This window comes from Marinobacter qingdaonensis (assembly GCF_034555935.1).
GTDB classification, from domain to species: domain Bacteria; phylum Pseudomonadota; class Gammaproteobacteria; order Pseudomonadales; family Oleiphilaceae; genus Marinobacter; species Marinobacter qingdaonensis.
The window spans coordinates 702,849-726,108 of record NZ_JAYDCJ010000003.1 but is presented as its reverse complement, the minus strand read 5'-3'; the positions used below and the strand labels follow the sequence as shown (position 1 = coordinate 726,108).

The 23,260-nt window shown below is 65.0% G+C and carries 16 protein-coding genes; 6 read left to right on the top strand and 10 right to left on the bottom strand.

Annotated elements, in window-relative coordinates:
- The first annotated feature begins 101 nt into the window (after window positions 1-101).
- Window positions 102-2,210, top strand: a complete 2,109-nt coding sequence (locus U5822_RS06490; protein ID WP_322854814.1) for a PQQ-dependent sugar dehydrogenase — start codon at window positions 102-104, stop codon at window positions 2,208-2,210.
- Between the two features lie 73 nt (window positions 2,211-2,283).
- Here U5822_RS06490 and U5822_RS06485 read toward each other — a convergent pair whose 3' ends face one another.
- The 5 genes from U5822_RS06485 to U5822_RS06465 all read right to left on the bottom strand — a co-directional run bounded on the left by U5822_RS06485 (window position 2,284) and on the right by U5822_RS06465 (window position 9,158).
- Window positions 2,284-3,501 (bottom strand): BCCT family transporter, encoded by a 1,218-nt coding sequence (locus tag U5822_RS06485; RefSeq protein WP_322854813.1) that lies wholly within the window; start codon window positions 3,499-3,501, stop codon window positions 2,284-2,286.
- A gap of 238 nt (window positions 3,502-3,739) precedes the next feature.
- Window positions 3,740-5,425, bottom strand: coding sequence for a choline dehydrogenase (betA, locus tag U5822_RS06480; RefSeq protein ID WP_322854812.1), 1,686 nt, complete (start codon window positions 5,423-5,425; stop codon window positions 3,740-3,742).
- Between the two features lie 26 nt (window positions 5,426-5,451).
- Window positions 5,452-6,909: a betaine-aldehyde dehydrogenase gene (gene betB, locus U5822_RS06475; RefSeq protein ID WP_425259395.1), complete on the bottom strand. Its 1,458-nt coding sequence runs from the start codon at window positions 6,907-6,909 to the stop codon at window positions 5,452-5,454.
- Window positions 6,910-6,913: 4 nt separating this feature from the next.
- On the bottom strand, window positions 6,914-7,543 hold the full coding sequence (betI, locus tag U5822_RS06470; protein ID WP_322854810.1) for a transcriptional regulator BetI: 630 nt from the start codon (window positions 7,541-7,543) through the stop codon (window positions 6,914-6,916).
- A gap of 100 nt (window positions 7,544-7,643) precedes the next feature.
- A complete protein-coding gene (locus U5822_RS06465) occupies window positions 7,644-9,158 on the bottom strand; it encodes a POTRA domain-containing protein (RefSeq protein WP_341850468.1) in 1,515 nt (504 codons plus the stop codon).
- 154 nt (window positions 9,159-9,312) lie between these two features.
- On the opposite strand from U5822_RS06465, the gene U5822_RS06460 reads away from it, so the two are divergent.
- Entirely contained in the window at window positions 9,313-10,392 is a 1,080-nt protein-coding gene (locus tag U5822_RS06460) for a FecR domain-containing protein (protein WP_322854808.1), read from the top strand.
- A gap of 28 nt (window positions 10,393-10,420) precedes the next feature.
- Window positions 10,421-13,237, top strand: coding sequence for an EAL domain-containing protein (locus U5822_RS06455; protein WP_322854807.1), 2,817 nt, complete (start codon window positions 10,421-10,423; stop codon window positions 13,235-13,237).
- On the opposite strand, the gene U5822_RS06450 is transcribed toward U5822_RS06455, so the two are convergent.
- The 4 genes from U5822_RS06450 to U5822_RS06435 all read right to left on the bottom strand — a co-directional run bounded on the left by U5822_RS06450 (window position 13,219) and on the right by U5822_RS06435 (window position 17,977).
- Entirely contained in the window at window positions 13,219-13,425 is a 207-nt protein-coding gene (locus U5822_RS06450) for an acetyltransferase (protein ID WP_322854806.1), read from the bottom strand. The two genes, U5822_RS06455 and U5822_RS06450, sit on opposite strands and share 19 nt — an antisense overlap.
- 41 nt (window positions 13,426-13,466) lie before the next feature.
- Window positions 13,467-14,576: a histone deacetylase family protein gene (locus tag U5822_RS06445; protein ID WP_322854805.1), complete on the bottom strand. Its 1,110-nt coding sequence runs from the start codon at window positions 14,574-14,576 to the stop codon at window positions 13,467-13,469.
- Window positions 14,577-14,685: 109 nt separating this feature from the next.
- Entirely contained in the window at window positions 14,686-16,599 is a 1,914-nt protein-coding gene (locus U5822_RS06440; protein ID WP_322854804.1) for a monovalent cation:proton antiporter-2 (CPA2) family protein, read from the bottom strand.
- A gap of 49 nt (window positions 16,600-16,648) precedes the next feature.
- Window positions 16,649-17,977, bottom strand: a complete 1,329-nt coding sequence (locus U5822_RS06435) for a hypothetical protein (RefSeq protein WP_322854803.1) — start codon at window positions 17,975-17,977, stop codon at window positions 16,649-16,651.
- 315 nt (window positions 17,978-18,292) lie between these two features.
- On the opposite strand from U5822_RS06435, the gene U5822_RS06430 reads away from it, so the two are divergent.
- The 3 genes from U5822_RS06430 (at window position 18,293) to U5822_RS06420 (ending at window position 22,236) form a co-directional block, all read left to right on the top strand.
- Window positions 18,293-19,450 (top strand): TAXI family TRAP transporter solute-binding subunit, encoded by a 1,158-nt coding sequence (locus U5822_RS06430; RefSeq protein WP_322854802.1) that lies wholly within the window; start codon window positions 18,293-18,295, stop codon window positions 19,448-19,450.
- A 90-nt stretch (window positions 19,451-19,540) separates the two neighbouring features.
- Complete coding sequence (locus U5822_RS06425) at window positions 19,541-21,553, top strand: TRAP transporter permease (RefSeq protein ID WP_322854801.1); 2,013 nt, start codon at window positions 19,541-19,543, stop codon at window positions 21,551-21,553.
- Between the two features lie 113 nt (window positions 21,554-21,666).
- Entirely contained in the window at window positions 21,667-22,236 is a 570-nt protein-coding gene (locus tag U5822_RS06420) for an outer membrane beta-barrel protein (RefSeq protein ID WP_322854800.1), read from the top strand.
- On the opposite strand, the gene U5822_RS06415 is transcribed toward U5822_RS06420, so the two are convergent.
- Window positions 22,206-23,144 carry a LysR family transcriptional regulator gene (locus U5822_RS06415; protein WP_322854799.1) on the bottom strand — a complete coding sequence of 313 codons (939 nt, stop codon included), beginning with the start codon at window positions 23,142-23,144 and terminating at the stop codon, window positions 22,206-22,208. The genes U5822_RS06420 and U5822_RS06415 overlap by 31 nt on opposite strands.
- Window positions 23,145-23,260 lie beyond the last annotated feature (116 nt).

Sequence of the window (23,260 nt, the reverse complement as noted above, 5' to 3'; positions counted from 1 at the left end):
AAAACCTACCCGAACCTAAATGGCGACAAATTTGCAGACTTCAACTCTTGCCGGGGCCGCGATGAACTAAACTTAACGCTCTAGCCGGGAGGGAATCGGCCATGGTTCGCTGCCTTCTGCTTGTGCTCTTCGTGTCACTGTCGGCCTGTGGTGGATCGGGCGGGGGCGGCGCCAGCTTCGGCCTGGCCGGGCGCCCCGGCAACACCCAGTGCCTGGCCTTTGCCGCCTCCGGCGAGGTTCAGTTGACCGCCCTGGTGCCCAATCTTGCCTTCGACGCGCCGCTGCTGATGGTGCCCCACCCCAGCCAAAACACGGTGGTCTACGTGCTGGAACAGGCCGGCACCGTGTACCGGGTGGACCTGGCCACGGAAACCCGCAGCGTGCTGGTCAATCTGGCCGATTTTTACCCGATCAGCGACCCCGCCAGCTGCCTGGAATGCGGCCTGCTGGGCATGGCCTTCGACCCGGCCTTCGCCGACAACGGTTACCTGTACCTGTCATTCACCCAGGGGCCGCCGAGCCTGACCTCCTACGTCGCCCGTTTCCAGTCCACCGACAACGGCCAAAGCCTGCGCGGCAACGGCGCCGGGGCCCTGGAGCGGTTCGACCTGATGACCCAGGCCCAGCCGTACCGGAACCACAACGGCGGCCACATCGCGTTCGGACCGGACAATCTGCTCTATATTGGCCTGGGCGACGGCGGCGATGCCAACGACCCCCAGAATCGGGCCCAGGACCTGTCGACCCGGCTGGGCAAGATGCTCCGCTACACCGCCGATGGCAGCCCGGCCAGCAACGGCGTGTCCGGCTCGGTGCCGGAGATCTACGCCTACGGCCTGCGCAACCCCTGGCGCTGGAGCTTCGACCGCAGCACCGGGGCACTCTGGGCCGGGGATGTCGGTCAGGACGATTTCGAGGAAATCAACATCATCACCCGGGGCGGCAACTACGGCTGGCGCTGTTACGAGGGCTTCCAGCGCACCGCCAACAGTTGCAGCGTCTCCAGTGGGTTTGAACCGCCGGTGCATGCCTACGGCCGCGGTGATGGCATTTCCGTGACCGGGGGCTACGTCTACCGGGGCGGCGCCATTCCCCCACTGCGCGGGGCCTATCTGTTCTCCGATTTTGGCTCCGGCACCCTCTGGGCCCTGACCCGCCGGCCGGACGGCAGCTACCAGCGCCGCACCCTGCTGGAGACCGGTCGCAACGTGGCGTCCTTCGGCCAGGACAATCAGGGCGAGCTGTATCTGGTCACCACCACCGGGCTGTTCCGCATTGACCCGGTGGTGGAGGAGATCGAGCTGCCCCAGCGGCTGTCGGACACCGGCTGCGTGCAGGCCAATGCGCCCTGGCAGCCGGCGGACGCGCTGATTCCCTATCAGCCGATTGAGGGGTTCTGGTCCGACGGCGCCGACAAGACCCGCTACCTGGCTTTGCCGGACAACACCACGGTAGGCCTGACCGACACCGGCGATTTCGAGTTTCCCCGGGGCTCGGTGCTGGTCAAGAACTTCAGCCTGGACCAGCGTCCGGTCGAGACCCGGCTGTACCTGCACAACGCCGACGGCAGCTGGTCCGGCTACAGCTACCGCTGGGACGAGGCCGGCTCCGACGCCGAGCTGGTGGCCGGCAGCCAGGACGTGGACCTGGGCGGCCAGGTCTGGCACTACCCGTCGGCCGGTGAGTGCACCCAGTGCCACACCCGGGCGGCCGGCTTCACCCTGGGCCTGGAAACCCTGCAACTGGACGCCCCCTTCACTTATCCACAGACCGGGATCAGCGCCAACCAGCTCGACACCCTGGCCGGCATCGGCGTGCTCGAACGCGCGCCCACCCCGGCCCAGCGCAGCCGCCGCCTGAGCGCCAGCACCGACCCGGACGCCAGCCTGGAGGCCCGGGCCCGCAGCTACCTGCACAGCAACTGCAGCCACTGCCACAGGCCCGGCGGCACCACCCAGAGCAGCATGGACTTGCGGTTTACCACGACCCTGGGCACCACCGGCACCTGTGGCATCGCCCCCAGCACCGAGGACCCGGACCGGCCCGGAGCGCAACTGCTCGCACCCGGGGATGCCGCCAATTCCCTGCTGCACCTACGCATGCTGGCCGGGGACAGCGACCGGATGCCGCCGATCAGCACCCTGCGGGTCGACCAGCGCGGCGCGCAACTGGTGGCGGACTGGATCGACAGCCTGGCCGGCTGCAATTGACGACGGTTTCGATCGGCCAAAAAAAAGCAGGTGGCCCGTAGGACCACCTGCTTTTCGGCACGGCTCTGGCGCTTCAGCCCGCCAGTTCGATCTTGCGATAATCCAGGACGTTTTCCTTGGGTGAGCTCTCAATGCTCGCCACTTCGCGGCGCTTGGTCGCCAGGATGTAAGCGAAGCAGCCGAAGTAGAGGGCGATCACCAGGGCGCCAACCCACTGGATGCGCAGGAAGTCGAGCTGGAACAGCATGGTCAGGCCAATCATGGCCACGACATTGAAGATCACGTAGTTCATGCGACCCAGCCGCTGGGCGGTCAGGTTCAGGTTGTCGGTGTACAGCCGGATCAGCGAATCCAGCGAGTTCACCACCATCAGCACGCCCACGGTGATCATGGCCAGGTTGGTGAAAGCCGCCACTTCCAGGCCAGCGTCGTGGTAGTAGTAAAGCACCGAGAACCACACGCCGATGGCGATGGACGGCACCACCAGCATGGCGATCAGCAGCTGCCAGGTACGGATGCCGCTGACGAAGCGCGCGGTGAACTGACCGATCATGATACTCCAGGAGAACCACCAGAACAGGTAGAACTCGTGGTAGTCGTTGATCGGCAGGAAGAACTGGTGGATGTTGGTGAAGTACTCACCCAGCAGGCCCACCGTGCCCAGGAAATCACCCGGGCTGCCTTCGCCCGACGCGAACGCCCGGATCCACATACCGGCAATAAGCGCGATAAACAGGGCGCTCGAACTCAGGCTGAGAATGCGCACGTACTTGATCTTCGAGCTGGAGTAGACCGCCAGGCCGATGGAGGCAAAGACGATGGCGTAGAAGGTGGGCACCACCGATTCGCCGTCGCCAATTTGCGGCAGGTACCAGGGCAGGTTGACCAGCAACAAGTAAGCGGTGAAGGCGCAGGTGCCGATGATCACCACGTTGTTAACGACTTTCACCAACGGAATCTCGAAGAACTTCACCCGCGGCTCGATGATCGCGAAGTAGAAGCAGGTCAGGAAGTAGAAGCCCCAGATCAGGAAGGCCCAGAACCCGAACTCAATGGCCAGTGGGTTGGCGAAGCCGTACTCCGGGTTTTCGGAGACGTTGCCGTAGCCGCCGAATTCGGTCAGCGGGAACATGATGAGGCCGACGTCCAGTCCCGAGGTGAACAGGATGGCAATGAAGGTGAGCGTGCGCACCGGCGTCACGCCAATGCACTGCAGATCCCACCACTTGTACAGAATCAGCGCGATGGCTGCGAAGGTGAAAATCAGTCCTGTGGATAACCAGAGTGTCATGCGGACCTCCAGTCACGGTTGTTATTGATTGTGAACAGCATGGGTGTTCCTCCTCTACTTTGAAGCTGTTGCTCGTTCGAATCGGACACAAACCCCCGCGTTTTCTGATGACGGGCCAGGACTTGCCTATCTGGCGCCCAGGGATCGACTGGCACAGTCGTCGCGCTGATAGGGAAATCCTGATGGTTTGCAAAACCCCGGAGGCGTTGCACCTCCGGGTGGGAGCGCGCGGGCCGCGCTAGCTCAACGCCCGCTTGGCGGCTCCCGGACGCTGACGCGCCTGCCACTGGTCGTCCATGACGACGGGCGCGTCAGAAGGTTGCAGGGGCTCCTTGCCCCGGATCAGATCGGCCGCCCGCTCGGCCACCATGATGGTGGGCGCGTTCAGGTTGCCGTTGGGTATGGTCGGGAAGATGGACGAGTCCACCACCCGCAGGTTCTTGATGCCACGGACCCGGGTCTTGGGGTCCACCACCGCCAGCTCGTCGGTGCCCATCTTGTTGGTGCACGAGGGGTGATAGGCGCTTTCCACCGCTTGGCGGACGAAGGCGTCGATCTCCTCGTCGGACTGCACCTCGGCGCCGGGCTGGATCTCCGGACCGCGGTAGGCGTCCATCGCCGGCTGGTTGATGATCTCCCGAGTCAGACGCACGCAGTCCCGGAAGCCTTCCCGATCGGCCTCGTGCTCCAGGTAGTTGAAGCGGATGCGCGGGGCCTGCTTGGGATCGGCCGACTGCACGTGAACAAAGCCCCGGCTCTTGGGCTTGTTGTGGCCGATGTGCAGCTGGAAGCCGTCACCGGCGAAGGCTTCCTTGCCGTCGTAGCGCATGGCCGCCGGCAGGAAGTGGTACTGCAGGTCCGGCCATTCCACCCCGGCCTTGGACCGGATGAAGCCGCAGGACTCGAAGTGGTTGGTGGCGCCCAGACCGTCCTTCTTCAGAATCCAGCGCAGGCCGATCTTGAGCTTGTTCCACCAGTCCAGCTTGCCGTTCAGGGACACCGGCTTGTTGCAGCGGAACTGGAAGTAGAACTCCAGGTGGTCCTGCAGGTTTTCACCGACGCCCGGCAGCTCGTGTTTGACCTCGATGCCGGCCTGCTCCAGCACCTCGCGCCGGCCAATGCCGGACAGCTGCAGCAGGTGCGGGGAACCGATGGAGCCGGCGGACAGAATTACCTCTTCCGCGGCCTTGGCCTCGTGCACCTTGCCGCCCTGCTCGTAGCGCACGCCGGTTGCGGTCTTGCCGTCCAGCAGCACCTGATGCACCAGGGCGTGGGTGACCACGGTCAGGTTCGGGCGCTCCATGGCCGGGCGCAGGTAGGCGTTGGCAGTAGACCAGCGCCGGCCATTCTTCACGGTCATGTGCATGGCCCCGAAGCCTTCCTGCTGGGCGCCGTTGTAGTCCTTGGTCGGGAAGTAACCAGCGTCGATGCCGGCGTCCACGAACGCCTGGTACAACGGGTTCTGCATGTTGTTGCCGTTGTTGACCCCGAGCGGGCCATTATCGCCCCGGTAGTCGTCGCCGCCGAAGGCCCAGGTTTCGGCCTTCTTGAAATAGGGCAGCACCTGGCGGTAGTTCCAGCCCTCGGCGCCCTCGGATTCCCACTCGTCAAAGTCCCGGGCGTGGCCGCGGACGTACACCATGCCGTTGATCGAGGACGAGCCACCCAGCACCTTGCCTCGGGGGCAGTGCATGCGGCGGTTGTCCAGGAACGGCTCCGGCTCGGTCTCGAACTGCCAGGCGAATTTCTTGGTGTTCATCGGGATCGACAGCGCGGTCGGCATCTGGATGAAGATGCTCTTGTCGCTGCCACCGGTTTCCAGCAGCAGCACCCGGTGCCGGGCGTCTTCGGTCAGCCGGTTGGCCAGCACGCAGCCCGCGGAACCGGCCCCGACGATGATGTAGTCGTAACGTTGTTCACTCATACACTCACTCCGGTCGGTTCACAGGCTTAAAACGGCGCGTCCAGGTCTTTCATGCCCACGTACACCGACTTGATCTGGGTGTAGTGCTCCATGGTGACCTTGCCGTTTTCCCGGCCGATGCCGGACAGCTTGTAGCCGCCCACCGGCATTTCCGCCGGCGACTCGCCGTAGCTGTTGATCCAGCAGATGCCGGCCTGGATCTGGTGGATGACCCGGTGCGCCCGGCGAATGTCGCTGGTGAACACGCCGGCAGCCAGGCCGGTGTCGGTGTTGTTGGCCCGGGCAATCACCTCGTCCTCGTCGGAGAAGGTGAGCACGGACATCACCGGCCCGAAGATCTCCTCGCGCACGATGGTCATGTCGTCGGTGCAGTCGGTGAAGATGGTCGGCTCCACGAAGTAGCCGCCCTGGGCGTCTTCCGGGGCAAAGGCCCGGCCGCCGTGGCTCAGGGTGGCGCCCTCGGCAATGCCCTTGGCGATGTAGCCGAGCACCAGGTCCCGGTGCTTGCTGGAGATCAGCGCGCCAAAGTTGGTGTCCGGGTTCATCGGGTCACCCGGCTTGATGTTCTTGCGGGTGCGCTCCAGCAGCCGTTCCATGAACCGGCCGTAGATGTTCTCGTGCACGAACACCCGGGTGCCGTTGGTGCAGATCTCACCCTGGGTGTAGAAGTTGCCCACCATGGCGGCGGAGATGGCGTTCTCCAGGTCGGCGTCGTCGAAGATGATCAGCGGCGACTTGCCACCCAGCTCCATGGTGACGTCCTTCAAGGTGGACGACGCCGCTTCCATCACCTTCTTGCCGGTGCCGACTTCGCCGGTGAAGGACACCTTGGCGATGGCCGGCTCGTGGGTCAGCCAGGCGCCCACTTCGGCCGCACCCTGCACCACGTTGAACACCCCGGCCGGCACCCCGGCCTCGGTGAAGATTTCCGCCAGTTTGATGGCGCCCATAGGCGTCTCTTCCGACGGCTTGAAGATCATGGCGTTACCGCAGGCCAGCGCCGGTGCCGATTTCCAGCAGGCGATCTGGATCGGGTAGTTCCAGGCGCCGATGCCGGCGCAGATGCCCAGCGGTTCGCGCCGGGTGTAGTAGAAGTCACCGCCCAGGTCCTGCTGGTTGCCTTCCAGCGACGGCACCAGGCCGGCGAAGAATTCGATGGCGTCGGCGCCGGTGACCACGTCCACCGCCTCGGCTTCCTGCCAGGGCTTGCCGGTGTCGCGCACTTCACAGGCGGCCAGTTCGTCGTTGCGCTCGTGCAGCAGGGCCACGGCCTTGCGTAGGATCCGGCTGCGCTCCATGGCTGGCATCGCCGACCACTCGGCAAAGCCGGCGCGGGCACTCTCGATGGCGGCTTGCTGCACCGACTCGTCGGCCACTTCCACCTCGTAGATCACCTCACCGGTGCCCGGATTCACCACCGGGAACGCCTCACCGGAACTGTTGGCGAGGAAACGGCCGTGCACGTAGTTCTGGAAACGGGGGATTGAGTTAGCCATATGCGTTGAAACCTCTCGGTGATGAATGATCCGCGTTGGCGCCCGCCAGGGTTTCCCGGACAAACCGTTTGCACAGGATTTCCCCGGCCTCGAAGCCCTCCTGGGGGTCGAGACTCAACGCGCTGCGCAGCCAGAACCCGTCAATCATGGCCGCCGTTTGCCGGGCCGCTTCCGTCGCCGCCTGGGGCGACAGAGCCTGGGCAAAGGAATAGCGAAGATTGCTGTACAGGCGCGCATTGTTGATTTGCTGCAGTCGCTTGAGCCCCGGTTCGTGCACCGAACGGGCCCAGAAACTGAGCCAGGTGTGGGCGGCCAGCTCGGAACGCTGGAACCCGGAAAAATTCGATTCGATGATGCAGTTCAGCCGCTGTATCGGCGAGCCGTCGGTCTTCGACATGCGCTCGCGCAACTCCTTGCCCAGCTGATCCAGCAAGTAGCGCAAAGCCGCCTCGATCAGGCCCTGCTTGCCGCCGAAATAGTGGCTGATGATGCCGGACGACATACCCGCCCGCTTGCTGATGCTGACGATGGTGGTGTTCTGCATGCCCAGCTCGGCAATTGAGCGCATGGTGGCGTCGATCAACTGCTGCTTGCGGGTGTCTTTCATTCCAACTTTTGGCATAGCGACTTCACTGCGTTATCGGTCCAATTTTTATTAATTGAACGTTCAATTAAAATAAAGGCTACAGAAAAGACCGGCGGGCTTCAACCTTGGGACCGACTCAGAACGTCAGGGTCACGCGTCCGGTCAGGCGACCGTCCTCGTCGGAAATCGCCGACTCGTTGGTGAGCGGGCGGCCGTATTCCAGGAACCCGGACAGGTCGCCGGCCACCAGGCGGAACCCGAGGCCAGCCGCGGCGGCTGAATCCCGACTGCCGGTGCCATGCTGTTCTGCGGTGGCCAGCCCGTAGTAGACGAAGGGGGTGATCGCCGCCGGCCAATCCCAGGGGTTGGCAAACCGACGCCGCAGTTCGACTTCGGCTCCGGCGCCCCGGTCGCCGGCAAAGGCCCCCGGCTCATAGGCGCGGGCAAACTGACTGCCACCGATGACGAATTTCTGGGAGCTGGGCAGATGGTCGGTGGCGTACTGCCCTTCCACCAGCGTGCGCACGGACAGGCCGGCCGGCAGCCGGTGCCAGAGGGTGTATTCCGCCCGGGCGATCTGGAACGACAGGTCCACGCCGTCGTCGGACTGGCTGCCCCGGCGACTGGCCCCGAGCCCGTCGATGCCGGCGCGGCCGGTCAGCACCAGGCGCTGGGCCCGGTCGGTGGTTTGGTGCAGGGCCCGGTAACCGATGTCCGCCAGCCTCAGGTCCTCGTCGAGTTCCCGGGTGCCGCGGTCGGTGCGGGTGTAACCCCGGGCCGTGAGCGCGGCAAACACGTCGCTCTCCATCTGGTCGGTGTTGTCCAGGCCGTAGCTCCATTCCGCCCCATGCTCCTGAAACCGGTACACGGTGCGACCCGGCGCCGACGGGTTGTCGAGCAAGGCCCGGCCGATCCGGGTGCCCAGGGTCAGCTTGGAACGATCGCCGGGGGCGGTCACCACCTCGCCACCGGCGACCCGGTAGGCGTCGGACGCCAGAGTGTGCAGGCCAAACACCGAGGCCTGGTGAACGACCGGCACCGGGTTGGCCACCGCCACCTGCCCGATCACCAGATCCCGTCCCAGGCGTTTGTCGCCCTCGGAGCTGTAACTGAGAAAGCCATACCAGTGGGTTTGCTTGCGCAATACCAAGGTGAACCCGCCGCCCTGTTCCCGGTTGCCGGTCGCCTGCGGTTCGGGCGCCAGGGCCACCTGATGGGTGGCCTGGTAACTGTTGACCACGTACTCCACATGACGCTTCGACACCGGTTGCACCGCCTGTAGCGGCGAAAAGGCCTGACGGATCCGGCGCGTCTCGGCCTGGTCGGCCCCGCGCACCTCAATGGCCGCCACCCGAGGTTCCGTCACCTGCACCAGCGTCACCCCGTCCACCGTGTCATGGGGTGACACCGTGACCGACGGCGCATAGAAGCCCCGATCGGTGTAAAGCTGACGAACCTTGGAGGCCAGGGTCGAACGCACCTGGCCGTTCAGTTTCTTGCCGATGCTGGACTGGTAGACGGGCCCGAGCTGATCCGGGTTGAACACGGTCACGCCCTGAAAAACCACGGCGCCGACGATGGGTTCGGGCGATGTGGCCGCGACAACCGAGACGGAACAGCTAAAGATATGTACAAATAATATACAAACCACTACAGAAGTTCGCACCACATTCTCCGCGACTGAGCTACTCTGGAAAGGTAGACCAGTTTTGTCGGTGCGAGAGCAATCTGTTGGTCGAATAGACGCAGGGACAGTTGGCTGGCCGAATTACGCAGTGATCAGTCGTCGTTCAGGGAGAACGCGCATGAACCAATCCACCCCCCAGACCGCGCCGGTCCCGTTCCTTGTCTGCCTTTTGCTCACGCTGGTACTGGCCCTGGCCTCAGCCGGAGCGTCCGCCGAGCCCGTCACCGTAGACATTGCCCAGGGTACGGTCGAATACCGCCACGACAGTGAAGGCCCTTGGCAAGCCGTGACCGCCGGCGACAGCCTGCCGATTCCGGTGGAAATCCGCACCGGTCCAGACACCAGCGCCCAGGTCCGCCAGGCCGGCACCTTCTTCGAGGTCAGCGCCGACACCCACATCCGGCTCAGCAACGAGGACGAACAGGCCGACGGCCTGGTGTCCCGGGTCAAGCAATGGATTGGCACGGTGTTTTACGACGTCGAACGCCAGCCCGACACCTTCCAGGTAGAAACCCCGTTCCTGGTGTCCACCGTCAAGGGCACCCAGTTCACCATCGTGACTACCGACTCGGCCTCGTTCGTGACCCTGAAGGAGGGCCGGCTCGAGGTGGTGGACCGCGAAACCGGCAACACCCGGACCCTGAATCCCGGCGACATCGCCAGTGTGTCCGCACTGCAGGCCGAAATCAGTTCCCTGCTGCAGACCCCGGATGCCCTGCCTGCCGCCGAGCAGCAACAGGCCCTGGCCATCGCCCGCGTTGATTATCGGTTTGGCCAGACCGAACAGGGCGACACGCAGTTGGTGGCTCAGGTTGCCAGCAGCCTCGGTCTGCAGGCGGATCTGGGCCTGACCGCGGGCCTCGGCGGGTTGGGCATCGACGCCAGCGCGGATCTGGCCTCCGACCTGGGGGCGGATCTGGTGGCCGACCTGGGTAACGAACTGGGCACTGATGTGGGCTCCATGCTGGGCGGTGACCTGGGCCTCGATCTCGGCCTGGATCTGGTTGCCGATATCGGCTCCGACATCGGGGCCGAGATAGGCGCGGAGATCGGAGGCGACCTGGGCCTGGACTTGGATCTCGACCTGGATGACGACTTGGATCTCGACCTGGATGACGACTTGGGCGGCGATCTGGGTGATGACCTGGGCGAGGCCGTCGGCGGCATTGGCGGTTCCGTCAACAACCTGCTGAATTGATCTAGGATGCCGCGGTAATGCCTGTCTCATGACCAGTGCCACTAACTTTAGCCGCAAACGCAATGCCATACTGGCGGCCGCGCTGGCCGGGATGGTGCTGGTGGTGCTGTGGTTCACGGATGCGCTTCGGGACCTAGACCGCCAGATCCAGGATCAGTGGTTCGCGCTGCTGGCGGCCCCGGTGGCAACGGACATGGTCATTGTCGAGATTGACTCCGCCAGCATCGCCGATGTTGGTCTGTGGCCCTGGCCGCGAGAGCTGTTTGCCCAAGCATTGCAGCACCTGGAAGCGGCCGACGTGCGCTCAATCATGGTCGATGTCGACTTCAGCGCCCGCTCCCGGCCAGATCAGGACCAAGCCCTGGCCCAGGCGCTGGCGGCGGTATCCCTGCCGGTCTACCTGCCGGCGTTTGTCCAGCAGACCTCGTCGGTGGATAACACCCTGATGCTGCGACAACCACTGCCGGAATTCGCCGAACACGCCCAGCTGGTGTCGGTGAACCTGCACCCGGACACCGATGGCCTGGTGCGCCGACTGGGAACCGGCTTCAACTGGCAAGGCCAGCTCTTCCCGGGCGCCTGGATTGCCATGACCTCTGGCGCCCACACCGCCACCTGGATCGACTTCAGCATTTCCCCTAGCTCCTTCGATTACGTCAGCTTCTCCGATTTGATCGCGGGGCGGATCGACCCCGAACGGCTACGGGACAAGAAAATCTTCCTCGGTGCCACCGCCATCGAGCTGGGCGACACCCTGGCGGTGCCGGTGCATCGGGCGCTGCCCGGGGTGGTGCTGCAGGCACTGGGCACCGAAACCCTGAACCGGGGCGGCCTGTACCGACTGACGGCCGCAGCCGAGGGCACGTTACTACTGCTGGCCTGGCTACTGGCGGCCCTGGTGTTTCCCCGGCTGACCTGGACTCAGGGGCTGGCCGTCCTTGCGCTGGCTTTGATTGCCGCTCCGCTGGCGGCGGTGTTCGCATTTCAGAACCTGCACCTGATCCTGAACATTGTTTCCCCAACTCTGGCCCTGGTTTTGGTATACGTCGCCGCCAACATTGCCCGGCTCGACGCCGTCACTCTCGAACACTTGTGGCTGCAGATCACCCTGCGGGACCACCAGGCCATCCACGACCGGATCATCGCCACCGCCAACGACTGCATCCTGTGCCTGAACCAACAGGGCCAGATCACTCAGGCCAATCCAGCCATGCTCCACTTGAGCCACTCCTCCTCCGCGCAGCTCATCGGCAGCCACGTGCGGGACTGGCTGCCGGACATCGACTCGGAACTGGCCAACCTGTCGGGCAAGCCGTTCGACACCGTGTTGCTGGCCAGCGACCACCGAGAGGTGCCGGTGGAGGCCATCATCAGCACCGTGGACCTGTCGGCCGAGCCGCTGTACACCATTGTGCTGCGGGATCTGACCGACCGGGTCGAGCGCGAGCGGGAGCTGGAGTACCAGGCCACCCACGATCTACTGACCGGGCTGCTGAACTGGCCCGCGCTTTTCTCCCGCATCAACCAGGACTTGCGCCAGGGGCAAACCGGCAGCCTGTTGGCGGTGAACCTGGACTACTTCCACGAGGTGAACGACACCTATGGCCAGGCGACCGGCGACCATGTGCTGAAAACCATCGCCGCCCGCATCGCCCACACAGTCAGCGACCGGCATCCAGCCGGCTGGGTGGCCCGGGTTGGCGGCGACAGTTTTGCGGTCTGGCTGCAGGGGCTGGGGTTTGCCGACGGCGGCCAGGACCTGGCCGAGGCCATCATGGCGGCGGTCGAGCAGCCCCTGCCCCAGGGTCCGCACGGCACCGACGGCGACATCACCCTGCAGGTGTTCTGCACCATCGGTATCGGCAATGCGGCCACCGCCGTACCGGAGCCAATCGGCACCGCCAGCCCGGAGTTCCGCTCGGCCAAGGCCCTGTGGCGCTGCGCCGAAGATGCCCTGCGTCGGGCCAAGGCCCGTCAGATCGCCATGCACTGCTACAGCACCGCCGACCAGCTCGCGGCCGGTCAGCGCCTGCAACTGGTGCCGGCCATACGCGCCAACATCGAGAGCGACGCCTTCAACCTGCTGTACCAGCCCAAGATTGACCTGGCCACCATGGGGGCCTTTGGCTGTGAGGCACTGCTGCGCTGGCCCTCGGACCGGGGTCCGGTGGTGCCGGTGATGACCCTGATTGAGGTGGCGGAAAACTCCCGGCAGATTGCCCCCCTGACCCGCTGGGTGGTCCAGACCATTCTCGCCCAGGAACGGGACTGGCAGGCCCGTGGCCTGCCGCGCCACATGGCCATCAACGTGTCGGCCCGGCTGATGCAGGACCGGCACTTCATCACCGAGCTGCAGGCGCTGCTGGCCTCCTCCACCGGCTATTTCCATTTCGAGTTCGAGATCACCGAGACCGCGCTGATGAGCTCCCGGGAGCTGGCGGTGGAACTGGCCAGCAGCCTGGCCCAGAGCGGCAGCAGCCTGGCCATCGACGACTTCGGCACCGGCTACTCCTCGCTGGCCTACCTGAAGGATCTGGACGCCTCGATCCTGAAGATCGACAAGTCGTTCGTGACCAACATCGACACCCACCGGGACAACCAGGCCATCGTGCGCTCCACCATCAAGATGGCCCACGAGCTGGGCATGCAGGTGGTGGCCGAGGGCATAGAAACGGAACGGGACGAGCGCTACCTGCAGTCACTGGGCTGCGATTACGGGCAGGGTTACTACTACGCCAAGCCCCTGACCGTGGAGCAACTGGCGCAATGGCTGGCCGGCCGCCAGCAGCAGACCACCGAGACCAACCACCGCTGGCCTTCCGACCTTCAGCCTTTCCGGCGGTAGAAGGGGTCCGTCCAGCACTTGGGCAGGGCTTCGCCGGACGGGAACCCCAGGGCCGATTTCTCAAAGAATTCCGGGTCCTGGGCCTCCTCGCCGTAGTGCATGCAGCCTTTGACCCGGGTGATGTGGGGGTCGAACAGGGCGTGGGTATCGGCAATCTCGATCAGATGACCGGTTGCGCGTTCTGCCATAAACATAGAGTCCTCCTGGGCATCCCCTGGGACGAAAAGGGTCAGTGGCCCGGCGGCTCCTCGGTGAAGGCACTGAGGTGATAGGCGGCCGCCTGTTCCACCTCCTCCATGCCGCACACCCGGGGCTCCGGCACCGGACCGCCAGCCAACACATCGAGCACCGAGCGCACCCCGTACGACAGCGATTCGGTGTTGTAACCGCCCTCCAGCACGAACGCCAGCCGGCCGTCACAGAGCCGGTCGGCCAGCGCCCGGACAATGCCGGTCATGGCCGCGAAGCCCTCGTAGGAGACGTTCAGCGCCAGGTCGTACCAGTGGGCATCAAACCCTGCCGAGACCAGGATCAGGTCCGGTTTGAAGTACTCGGCCGCCGGCACCAGGATGTCGTTCAGGGCCTTGAGGTAGGCCACGTCCCCGGCGCCGCCGGGCATGGGCACATTCACCGTGGTGCCTTCACCCAGGCCCGCCCCGACCTCGTACAGGCCGCCGCTGCCCGGGTAGAAGGGCGCGGCGCGGTGGATATCGAAAAACATCACGTCCGGGTCGGCCCAGAAAATGTCCTGGGTGCCGTTGCCGTGGTGGGCGTCCCAGTCGAGAATCAGAATGCGCTCGCAGCCCAGTTCACTGTGGGCGTGGGCGGCCGCCACCGCCACGTTGTTGAACAGGCAGAAGCCCCGGGCCCGCACCGGTTCGGCGTGGTGGCCCGGCGGTCGCACCAGGGCAAAAGCGCTGCGGGTGCGCCCAGACACCACCGCCTCGACCGCGGCCACCGCGGTACCGGCCGCCACCTCGGCGGCTTCGACACTGCCCGGCGACACCGCGGTGGTGTCGACATCAAGCCAGGCATGCTTGTCGCGCAGGGAAAACACGTCGTCCAGATAGGAGGTGGTGTGGACCCGGCCCAGCTGCTCCCGGGTGGCCACCTGACCGCCGGCAAACTCCAGGCCGGCAATGGGGTCGCGCTCGAGCAGATCCAGAATCGCCTGGATCCGCCCCGGGTGTTCCGGATACTTCCACTGCACATTCAGGCCCGAGAGAATGCTGCGGACCCGTTTATCGAGACGCCCCGGCAGGAAGGCCGCGTTGACGTCGGGGGAATGGTTGAGAACTCTGTCATCGTAGAAAACGGTGACCTTACTTGGCTCTGACACGGTGCGCTCCGGAGTCTGGAATTGCCGCGGACGTGTACCACGTCCGCCGGACCGATACCGAAAGCATAGTCAAAGAACCCGGGGAGGGCAGGAATGACCGCCGCGACCCTCAGGACCCCGGTCGCTGGGCCTCGCCGGCGTCGTCGGTCGGGGGTGTCCAGATCGGCACGTCGTCCTGGGTCGGCGGCTCCCAGTCCTGCTGCATGGCGCTGCTCAGGGCCTCCTCCAGCTTCATGAACAGCTCGCCGTAGCGCGGGCTGAAGCTGATGCCCTCCTCGATTTCCTGCCAGGCCTCGAACAGCTCGTCCTCGTGGGCCTGCTCGTTGTCCAGGAAGGTCCAGGTCATCTGCTTGGCCCGCAGCGGGTGCACGCCCATGGCGGTCAGGGCGTGGCCGCCCAGTTCCAGCGCCGAGTGGTAGGTCTCGCTCACCACGTCGTCGGCACCGGCCTTGCGCAGCTGGTAGCTGTGGCCGCGGTCAAAGGCCCGGGCCAGGACCCAGACCCCGGGGTAGAACTTCTTCACCTGCTCCACCATGCGCACGGTCCGGTCCCGGTCATCGATGGCCACCACCAGCAGCCGGGCCTCGGCGATGCCGGCGGTCTCCAGCAGGTCGAGGCGGCTGGCGTCGCCAAAGTAGCTCTTGATGTGGATGCGCCGGACCGTTTCGATCTGCTCGATCTCATGGTCCAGCACCACGATGGGGATGTTGTTGGCGCGCAGCAGCCGGCACACGATTTGCCCGAAGCGGCCGATGCCGGCGACTATGACCGGCGCCCGGTCGTGGATGTCATCGGCCGGGCGCTCGTCGTTCTTGGACCGGCGGTACCGGGGCAGCACCACCCGGTCGTAGACGATGAACAGCAGCGGGGTGAGGAACATGGACAGGGCCACCGCCAGGGACAGGATCTTCGAGGTCTCGACCGGGATCACCGAGTTCTGCACGCTGTAGGTCAGCAGCACGAAGCCGAATTCCCCGGCCTGGGCCAGGCTCAGGGTGAACAGCCAGCCGTTGCTGCCGCGAATCCGGAACAGCAGGGCCAGCATCAGCAGGATCAGGCCCTTGACCACCATCACCGCCAGCCCCAGCGCCAGCACCGTGCCCCACTCCGCCGCCAGCACCTGGAAATCAATGCCAGCGCCCACGGTGATGAAGAACAGGCCGAGCAGCAGGCCCTTGAACGGCTCGATGGTGGCTTCCAGTTCGTGCCGGAACTCACTGTTGGCCAGCACCACGCCGGCCATGAACGCGCCCAGGGCGGGCGAGAGATTGACCAGGCTCATCAGCGCCGCGATGCCGATCACCAGCATCAGTGCGGTGGCGGTGAAGATTTCCCGCAGGCGCGATTGCACCACGTACCGGAACAGCGGCCGGCTCAGGTAGTAGCCGCCAACGGTCACCGCCGCCATGGCGCCGACCACCACCAGCGCGTGGGCCCAGGCCGGCAGGTGCGCCACCAGGCTCAGGCTGCTGCCGTGGCCGGCGTCGGCACCGGCCTCGGCCGCCAGCTCGGGCAGGCTGAGCAGCGGAATCAGCGCCAGCATGGGAATGACCGCGATGTCCTGGAACAGCAGCACCGAGAAGGCGCTGCGGCCACCTTCGGTCTTCACCAGGCCTTTCTCATTCAGGGTTTGCAGCACAATGGCGGTGGACGACAGGGCGAAGATCAGGCCCACGGTCAGTGCGGTCTGCCAGGGCAGTTCAAACCACCAGGCCACCGCCGTGCCGGCGGCCGCGGTCAGCACCACCTGCAGCCCGCCGAGGCCAACCAGGCGCACCCGCATGGCCCAAAACGCCTTGGGATCCAGCTCCATGCCCACCAGAAACAGCATCATCACCACGCCGAATTCGGCAAAGTGTTGGATGGTGGTGGCCTCCTGCCCGACCAACCCGGTCACCGGCCCGATGACCACGCCGGCCACCAGGTAGCCCAGCACCGAGCCGAGCCCGAACCGCTTGGCCAGCGGCACGGCGATCACCGCCGCCACCAGATAGATGAATGCCTGGACAAAATACACCGTCATTACCGGGCTCTCCCTGTGCGAATGCAGTGGGAGTATAGCCCAGGGGTCATCACGACAGAACGAGGGTGAGGCTACCGGCCAGCAGCCCGGACACCAGCAGGCAGCAAACCGACATCCACAGGTTCCAGCGCAGGGCGGCGTCCCGGGCGCTGTACCCGGTCAGGCGCTCCAGCAACAGGGAATTGGCGGAATAGGGCGTGCCCGCGGTGGTCAGGCCCCAGCCGGCGACCATGGCCATGCCCAGGCCGAGCACGGCACCCACCGGCCAGATCGGACCCAGCACGCCGCCGGTCAGGGTGCCGGTGACGATGGGATTGAACCCGAGCATGCCGCCCAGGAAAAACACCCAGGGCACGCTGAATGCCGCCACCGGGTAGGCCCAGCCGGGCAGACTGAACCCGGCGCCAAGCCACTGGGCGGCAAAGACGCTGATCAGGGTACCCAGGAACGCGGAACCGCCGACGATCACCAGTTCGTTGCTCATCGGGGCCATGGACGGCAGTTGCGCCGGCGCGCCCCGGGCCTTGCGCACGGCCAGGCCCACCAGCACGGCGCCAAAGCAGCTCAGGGTGACGGCGCGGGAATAACTGAGGTCGAACGCACCGCTGAGGCTGAAGGTGGCGACACAGATGGCGCCGATGATGCCGGCAAAGCGCAGCCAGGGCGCCAGGCGCTGGAGCCGCGACACCGGTTCGGCGGGCCCGGGCACTGGCAGGTCCGGCTGTTCCGGCTCCCGGAACACCCCGCCCACCAGCAGGTACAGCACCGCCAGGGGCAGGCTGACGGCAATCAGTTCCCAGCTTTTCAGGGCGGGTACGAAGGTGATGGTCAGTACGATGGAAATGGACAGGGGCGAGAAAATCGGCGACGCGCCGAACCCGCGCAGCACGCCCCGGGAGGCGTTGCGGGTGGTGGCGGTGTCGCCGCGGTCATCCATCTCGCCACGAATCATCGTGGCCATGACACCGACCGAGCCGAAGTTCAGGGGCATGGACAGGAAGCCGGTGCCAAACGCCACGCCGTAGTATCGCACGATGGGTGAACCGGCGAACACCTGCCGGGAGATGGCCCCCAGGTCCGCGGACCGGCCCAGCATGGCGGACAGCAGCATCACCGTCAGGATCAGCGCGGTCAGCCGGGTCATGCTCGCCGCCGCGGCCGGCAACGCCGACGGGGTGAACACCGCTGCCAGCGCCAGGGTCAGCACCACCAGCACCAGCAGCATGCGCGACACCCACCGCAAGTCGCGCCAGCCCAGCAGGATGGCGGCAAACACCAGGACCGCGCCCAGTTCACCCACCCCGGGCAGGAACGACAGAATACCTGCCCCGAGCGCGGCGTAAGCCAGCCCCGAGCGTGTGCTGAGCAGGAGGTGCATGGGAACATCCTTGGATTGTGTAAAACAGCGACGACCGGAATTGCAAACTAGGCCCAGCCGATTACCGCCGTCAATCTTTTTAGAACTTTTCTCAGAATTTAATTTCACCAAGTAACACACGCCATTTGTCCCGGATTGGCTCGAAAATCAACCATTCCCAGCCGCAGAGCTCCCCTCTTTCGGTTGTTTTGAAGAAATAGGTGTATTGACAAACCATTCCGGCAAGGTCTAGTTTGAAAACCCTGATAACAAAATCATATTTCGCACAGCAAAACCTCTAGCAACACCACAACAACGACCATAAGAGGATTGTTTATGTCACGCCTGACCCGGGGCTTGCTCGGCCTCACCCTCAGCACCCTGCCCGCGCTGGCCATCAGCGCCGACAACGTCACGCTGCCCAACACCCTGGCGATGACCGCCTACGGCACCGGTTCCGCCGGCTACAGCCAGATGGTGTCGATCGGCAACCTGCTGCAGAACGAATACGGCACCTCGGTGCGCATCCTGCCCGGCGAGAACGACGTCTCGCGCATGACCCCGCTGAAAATGGGCCGCGTGCCGCTGTGTGCCTGCGGCATCGCCAGCTACTACGGCTCCGAAGGGGTCCTGATGTTCGCGGACGAAAACTGGGGACCCCAGCCGATCCGAGTCATCACCACCTCGATTGCCAGCTTCGGCCTGGGCATTGCCGTGGCCGGTGACATTGACGTCGAGTCCCCGGAGGATCTGCGGGGCAAACGGGTGTCCTGGATTCGCGGGGACGACGCCCTGAACCTCGGCACCGAAGCCTACCTGGCCTTTGGCGGCCTGACCTGGGACGACGTCGAGAAGGTCGAGTTCCCGGGCTACGGCCGCGCTTTTGAAGGCATCATCGCCGACCAGACCGACACCGGCTTCACCGTGAGTGTGGCACCGCCTCCGCAACAGCTGGCCGCCAGCCCCCGAGGCATCGTCTGGCCGAAACTGGACCCGGCCGACAAAGAAGGCTGGGCCCGCCTGCAGGAAGTGGCGCCCTACTTCCAGCCGCACACGGTGACCTCGGCCGCCGGCGATTACGGCAAGGACAAGCCCTGGGTGGGCGCCAGCTACCCGTACCCGATCCTGGTTGCGAACGCGTCGGCCGACGACGAACTGGCCCAGAGCCTGATCCGCGTGTTCAACGAGGACTACGACAAGTACAAGGACGCAGCCCCCGGTAACGCCGGCTACCACCTCGACAACCAGAACATGAAGTGGGTCATTCCGTTCCACGACGCGGTGGTGGACTACTACAAGGAAATCGGCCACTGGACCGAAGACATGCAGGCGCACCAGGACATGCTGGTGGAGCGCCAGCGCATCCTGAAAGACACCTGGGACGGCTATGTGGCGAACGATCCGCCCTCGGACCAGGACGCCTTTGCCAAAGGCTGGATGAGCGCCCGCGCCAAGGCGCTGGAAGCCGCCGGCATGAACCCGGTGTTCCGCTGATGCCAACGGCCGGGGCATGCCGCACGTGTGCCCCGGCCCGCCCGCTGTTTTCCTGCCCCGCTGTCCATCATGCGTTCGGAGTTACCCGCCATGTCTTCTGAAACGGAACAATCGTCCTCGCCGGAGAACATCTCCGGTATCCGCCAGCTCACCGGTTTCTGGCTCTGGGTACCACGACTGGCCACCGTCGTCCTGACGCTGCTGACCCTGGATTACCTGTTCAACCTGCAGTTGATCAACGTGGTGACCCAGGTCGAAAGCCAGTTCTTCTACTGCGTCGTCACCCTGATGCTGCCGCTGGTGTATTTGCTCTGGCCCATGAACCGGTTCGCCCCGAAGGACCGGGTGCCCTGGTACGACGCCGCCCTGTTCGTCGCCACCGCGGGCATCTGCGGCTTCTTCGTGATCAATGCCGAACCGATCCTGGACCGAGGCTGGGAATACGCCGCCCCGGATTACGCCATGGTGATGAGCTTCCTGCTCTGGGGCGTGATCATCGAAGCGGTGCGCCGGGCTGGCGGCCTGCCCATCGCCACCATCGTCGGCATCGCCAGCCTCTACCCCATCTTCGCGGACCTGGTACCGGGCCCGATCCAGGGTTTCCCGTCCTCGCCGGAACAGACCGCCATCTACCACGCCATGAGCCGTGAAAGCGTGATGGGCATTCCGCTGCAGGCCTTTGCCAACCTGGTGATCGGGTTCCTGCTGTTCGGCGTGGCGCTGCAGCAAACCGGCGGCGGCAAGTTTTTCATCAACCTGGCGTTCGCCCTGCTCGGCCACGTGCGCGGCGGCCCGGCCAAGGTCGCGGTGTTCTCCAGCGGCCTGATGGGGTCCATGAGCGGCAGTGTGATCACCAACGTACTGACCACCGGGGTGCTGTCGATTCCCGCCATGCGCCGGGTCGGCTTCGGTCGCTCTTACGCCGCCGGCGTCGAGGCCTGTGCCTCCACCGGGGGTGTCCTGATGCCGCCGGTGATGGGCGCCACCGCCTTCATCATGGCGGCGTTCCTGAACGTGCCCTACGGCACCATTGCCCTGGCCGCGGCGGTCCCGTCGGTGCTCTATTTCCTGGGCCTGTTCATCCAGATCGATGCCTACGCTGCCCGCCATGACCTCAAGGGTCTGCCGGCGGAGGAGCTGCCGTCGATCCGCCAGACCCTCAAGGAAGGCTGGTACTTCATCTTCGTGTTTGCGCTGCTGATCTGGCTGCTGTTCTTCCTGCGCCAGGAGGCCACCGCGCCCTTCTACGCCACCGCGCTGCTGCTGGTGATCAACCAGATCCTGCCCTACCAGCGCTGGGGCTGGCAGCAGGTGAAGGACTTCTTCTCCAGTTCCGGCAAGCTGTTCGCCGAACTGATCGCCATTCTGGCCGGGGTCGGCCTGCTGGTGGGTGCCCTGTCGGTGACCGGCCTGTCCGGCACCATCGCCAACGACCTGATCTTCCTGGCCGGCGGCAACACCCTGGTATTGCTGCTGATGGGTGCCCTGACCAGCTTCATCCTCGGCATCGGCATGACCGTCACCGCCGCCTACATCTTCCTGGCCGTGGCCCTGGCGCCGGCGCTGATCAACGGCGGCGGCATGGACCCGCTGGCGGTGCACCTGTTCATCCTGTACTGGGGCATGCTCAGCTTCATCACCCCGCCGGTCGCCCTCGGCGCCTTCGCCGCCGCCACCGTGGCCGGCTCCCGGCCCATGGAAACCGGGGTACAGGCGATGCGCCTAGGTAGCGTGATCTACTTCATTCCGTTCCTGTTCGTGCTTAACCCGGCGCTGATTTTCCAGGGCAGCTGGTCCGACATCCTGGTGGTGATCACCCAGGCGATCGCCGGGGTGCTGTTGATCGCCGGGTCCATGCAGGGCTACCTGCTGGGCGTCGGCAACCTGACCCACAGCCGGCACCTGCAGTGGCCCATCCGCCTGGCGCTGGTCGCCGGCGGCCTGTTGCTGGCGATTCCAGGCGGCGGGCCGGTACCCCTGAGCAATCTGGAGTTGTCGATGATCAGCGCCGCGTTGATTGTGCCGGCGATCGTGGCGGCCTCGATCGCCAGCCGCAGGAACCGGGCGATCGCGCCAGACCGGCGCTATCAGCGCACGGTGTAAACCGCAGGACGAGGGGTAGCAGGGGTTTCGTGGGGATGAAAGATTTATTCGACAAATGTCGGACCATCACCTACATATTCTTCGATGCTCTCTTAGCACAGGAGGCTAAGACCATGAACCCCATCAAACCCCTCGTTCTTGCAGTCTCCCTAATTGCAGTATCCGGACCCACCTTCGCAGGCAGCGACAGCGGCCTGTACCTGGGCGCCTCGGCAGGCCAGGCCAACCTGGACTTTGACGGCGAACGCGCCGACCTGGACGAAGTCCGGGACGTGGAAATCGACTTTGACGACGACGATACCGCCTACAAGATTTTCGTGGGCTACAACCTCGGCCTGATCCCGCTGGTGGACCTGGCGGTGGAGGGCGCCTACGTCGATTTTGGCAACTTCAACGGCCGGGTCGACACCAACGACAATTCGGACTTTGAAGTGGACGGCTGGACCGGTGCCGCCCTGGCCGGGGTCAACCTGGGTCCGGTGGGCGTGTTCGCCAAAGCCGGCTTCATCAGCTGGGACGGCGAGCTGGAGAACATCGGCGACGACGACGGCACCGACCCGCTGTACGGCGTGGGCGCCAAGTTCAGCCTGTTCTCGCTGCAGATCCGGGCCGAATACGAGCGTTACGACCTGGACGATTTCGACATCGACTACTACTCGGTCGGCGCCGCCATCACCTTCTGATCGAGCCTTACCTCGGCAAACAGCTGGTCGGCCACCAGGGCGACCAGCTCCCGCACGATGGCGCCGTGGCGCCGGGGGTGACGATGGCTGCAGAAGCTCAACGTGGTGCTCAGCTCCGGCTCCGCAAACTCCACCACCTTGTTGCGACTGGCCCAATCCGCGGCCAGGGAATGCTCAACCAGACCATAGCCAAGACCGGCCGAGACCATGGCCAGCGCGGTGTATTCGTCCTCGGAGGTGGCTACCCGGCGTGAACGCTGCCAGTCCGGGCCCATCAGCTGCTGCAACATGCCGTAGAAGGGACAACACTGGGTCGGCCAGACCCAGGGCAGCGCCATGACCTCGCCCGGCTCGGTGGGCAGGGCCGCCAAAGGGGTGTTGGCCGGACCGATCACCGACACCGCCACATCGGTCAGGTAACGGAATTCCAGGTTCTCATTGGGCCATTGGCCGTAGACAAAGCCGGCGTCCAGTTCGCCGCTGGCGACCTTGTCGACAATGACGTTGGAGGAAATGGTGCGCAGCTCCAGCGACACCGACGGCAGGGTCCGGGCACAGAGCTGGATCAGCCGGTCCACCCGCAGGTGTTCCGGCGGCGCATTGATGCCGACGGTGACCGACACCGACTGGTGCTGGCCCAGCTGGCGCGCCAGGTCGGCCATTTCCTCAACCCCACCCAGGGCCTTGCGGGCCGGCACCAGCAACAGCTCCCCTTCCCGGGTCAGCACCATGCCCTGACTGTTGCGCTCGAACAGCCGGACACTCAGGGCGGACTCCAGCTGTTTCAGGTGTTCGCTGACCGCCGAGGGCGTGCTGTGACGGCGCTGGGCGGCGCGGGTCAGATTGCTTTCCTCGGCCACCAGGACAAAGGATTTCAGGCGGTCGAGCTTGAGGTTCATGGCATTCATGTTTTCCGAACGCTCCATCCAAAGAATACTGATAGATACCGCCAGCCAGGAGCCCTAGAGTGTTTTCCATAGGCTTCGCGTTCAGCATACCGCAACGCGATTGATGAGAGGAAGAC

Excerpts from the sequence above, each read along its gene's own strand:
- U5822_RS06490 (WP_322854814.1), top strand. The coding sequence starts at position 102 with ATGGTTCGCTGCCTTCTGCTTGTGCTCTTCGTGTCACTGTCGGCCTGT.
- U5822_RS06485 (WP_322854813.1), bottom strand. The coding sequence starts at position 3,501 with ATGACACTCTGGTTATCCACAGGACTGATTTTCACCTTCGCAGCCATC.
- betA (WP_322854812.1), bottom strand. The coding sequence starts at position 5,425 with ATGAGTGAACAACGTTACGACTACATCATCGTCGGGGCCGGTTCCGCG.
- betI (WP_322854810.1), bottom strand. The coding sequence starts at position 7,543 with ATGCCAAAAGTTGGAATGAAAGACACCCGCAAGCAGCAGTTGATCGAC.
- U5822_RS06460 (WP_322854808.1), top strand. The coding sequence starts at position 9,313 with ATGAACCAATCCACCCCCCAGACCGCGCCGGTCCCGTTCCTTGTCTGC.
- U5822_RS06455 (WP_322854807.1), top strand. The coding sequence starts at position 10,421 with ATGACCAGTGCCACTAACTTTAGCCGCAAACGCAATGCCATACTGGCG.
- U5822_RS06450 (WP_322854806.1), bottom strand. The coding sequence starts at position 13,425 with ATGGCAGAACGCGCAACCGGTCATCTGATCGAGATTGCCGATACCCAC.
- U5822_RS06440 (WP_322854804.1), bottom strand. The coding sequence starts at position 16,599 with ATGACGGTGTATTTTGTCCAGGCATTCATCTATCTGGTGGCGGCGGTG.
- U5822_RS06435 (WP_322854803.1), bottom strand. The coding sequence starts at position 17,977 with ATGCACCTCCTGCTCAGCACACGCTCGGGGCTGGCTTACGCCGCGCTC.
- U5822_RS06430 (WP_322854802.1), top strand. The coding sequence starts at position 18,293 with ATGTCACGCCTGACCCGGGGCTTGCTCGGCCTCACCCTCAGCACCCTG.
- U5822_RS06425 (WP_322854801.1), top strand. The coding sequence starts at position 19,541 with ATGTCTTCTGAAACGGAACAATCGTCCTCGCCGGAGAACATCTCCGGT.
- U5822_RS06420 (WP_322854800.1), top strand. The coding sequence starts at position 21,667 with ATGAACCCCATCAAACCCCTCGTTCTTGCAGTCTCCCTAATTGCAGTA.
- U5822_RS06415 (WP_322854799.1), bottom strand. The coding sequence starts at position 23,144 with ATGAATGCCATGAACCTCAAGCTCGACCGCCTGAAATCCTTTGTCCTG.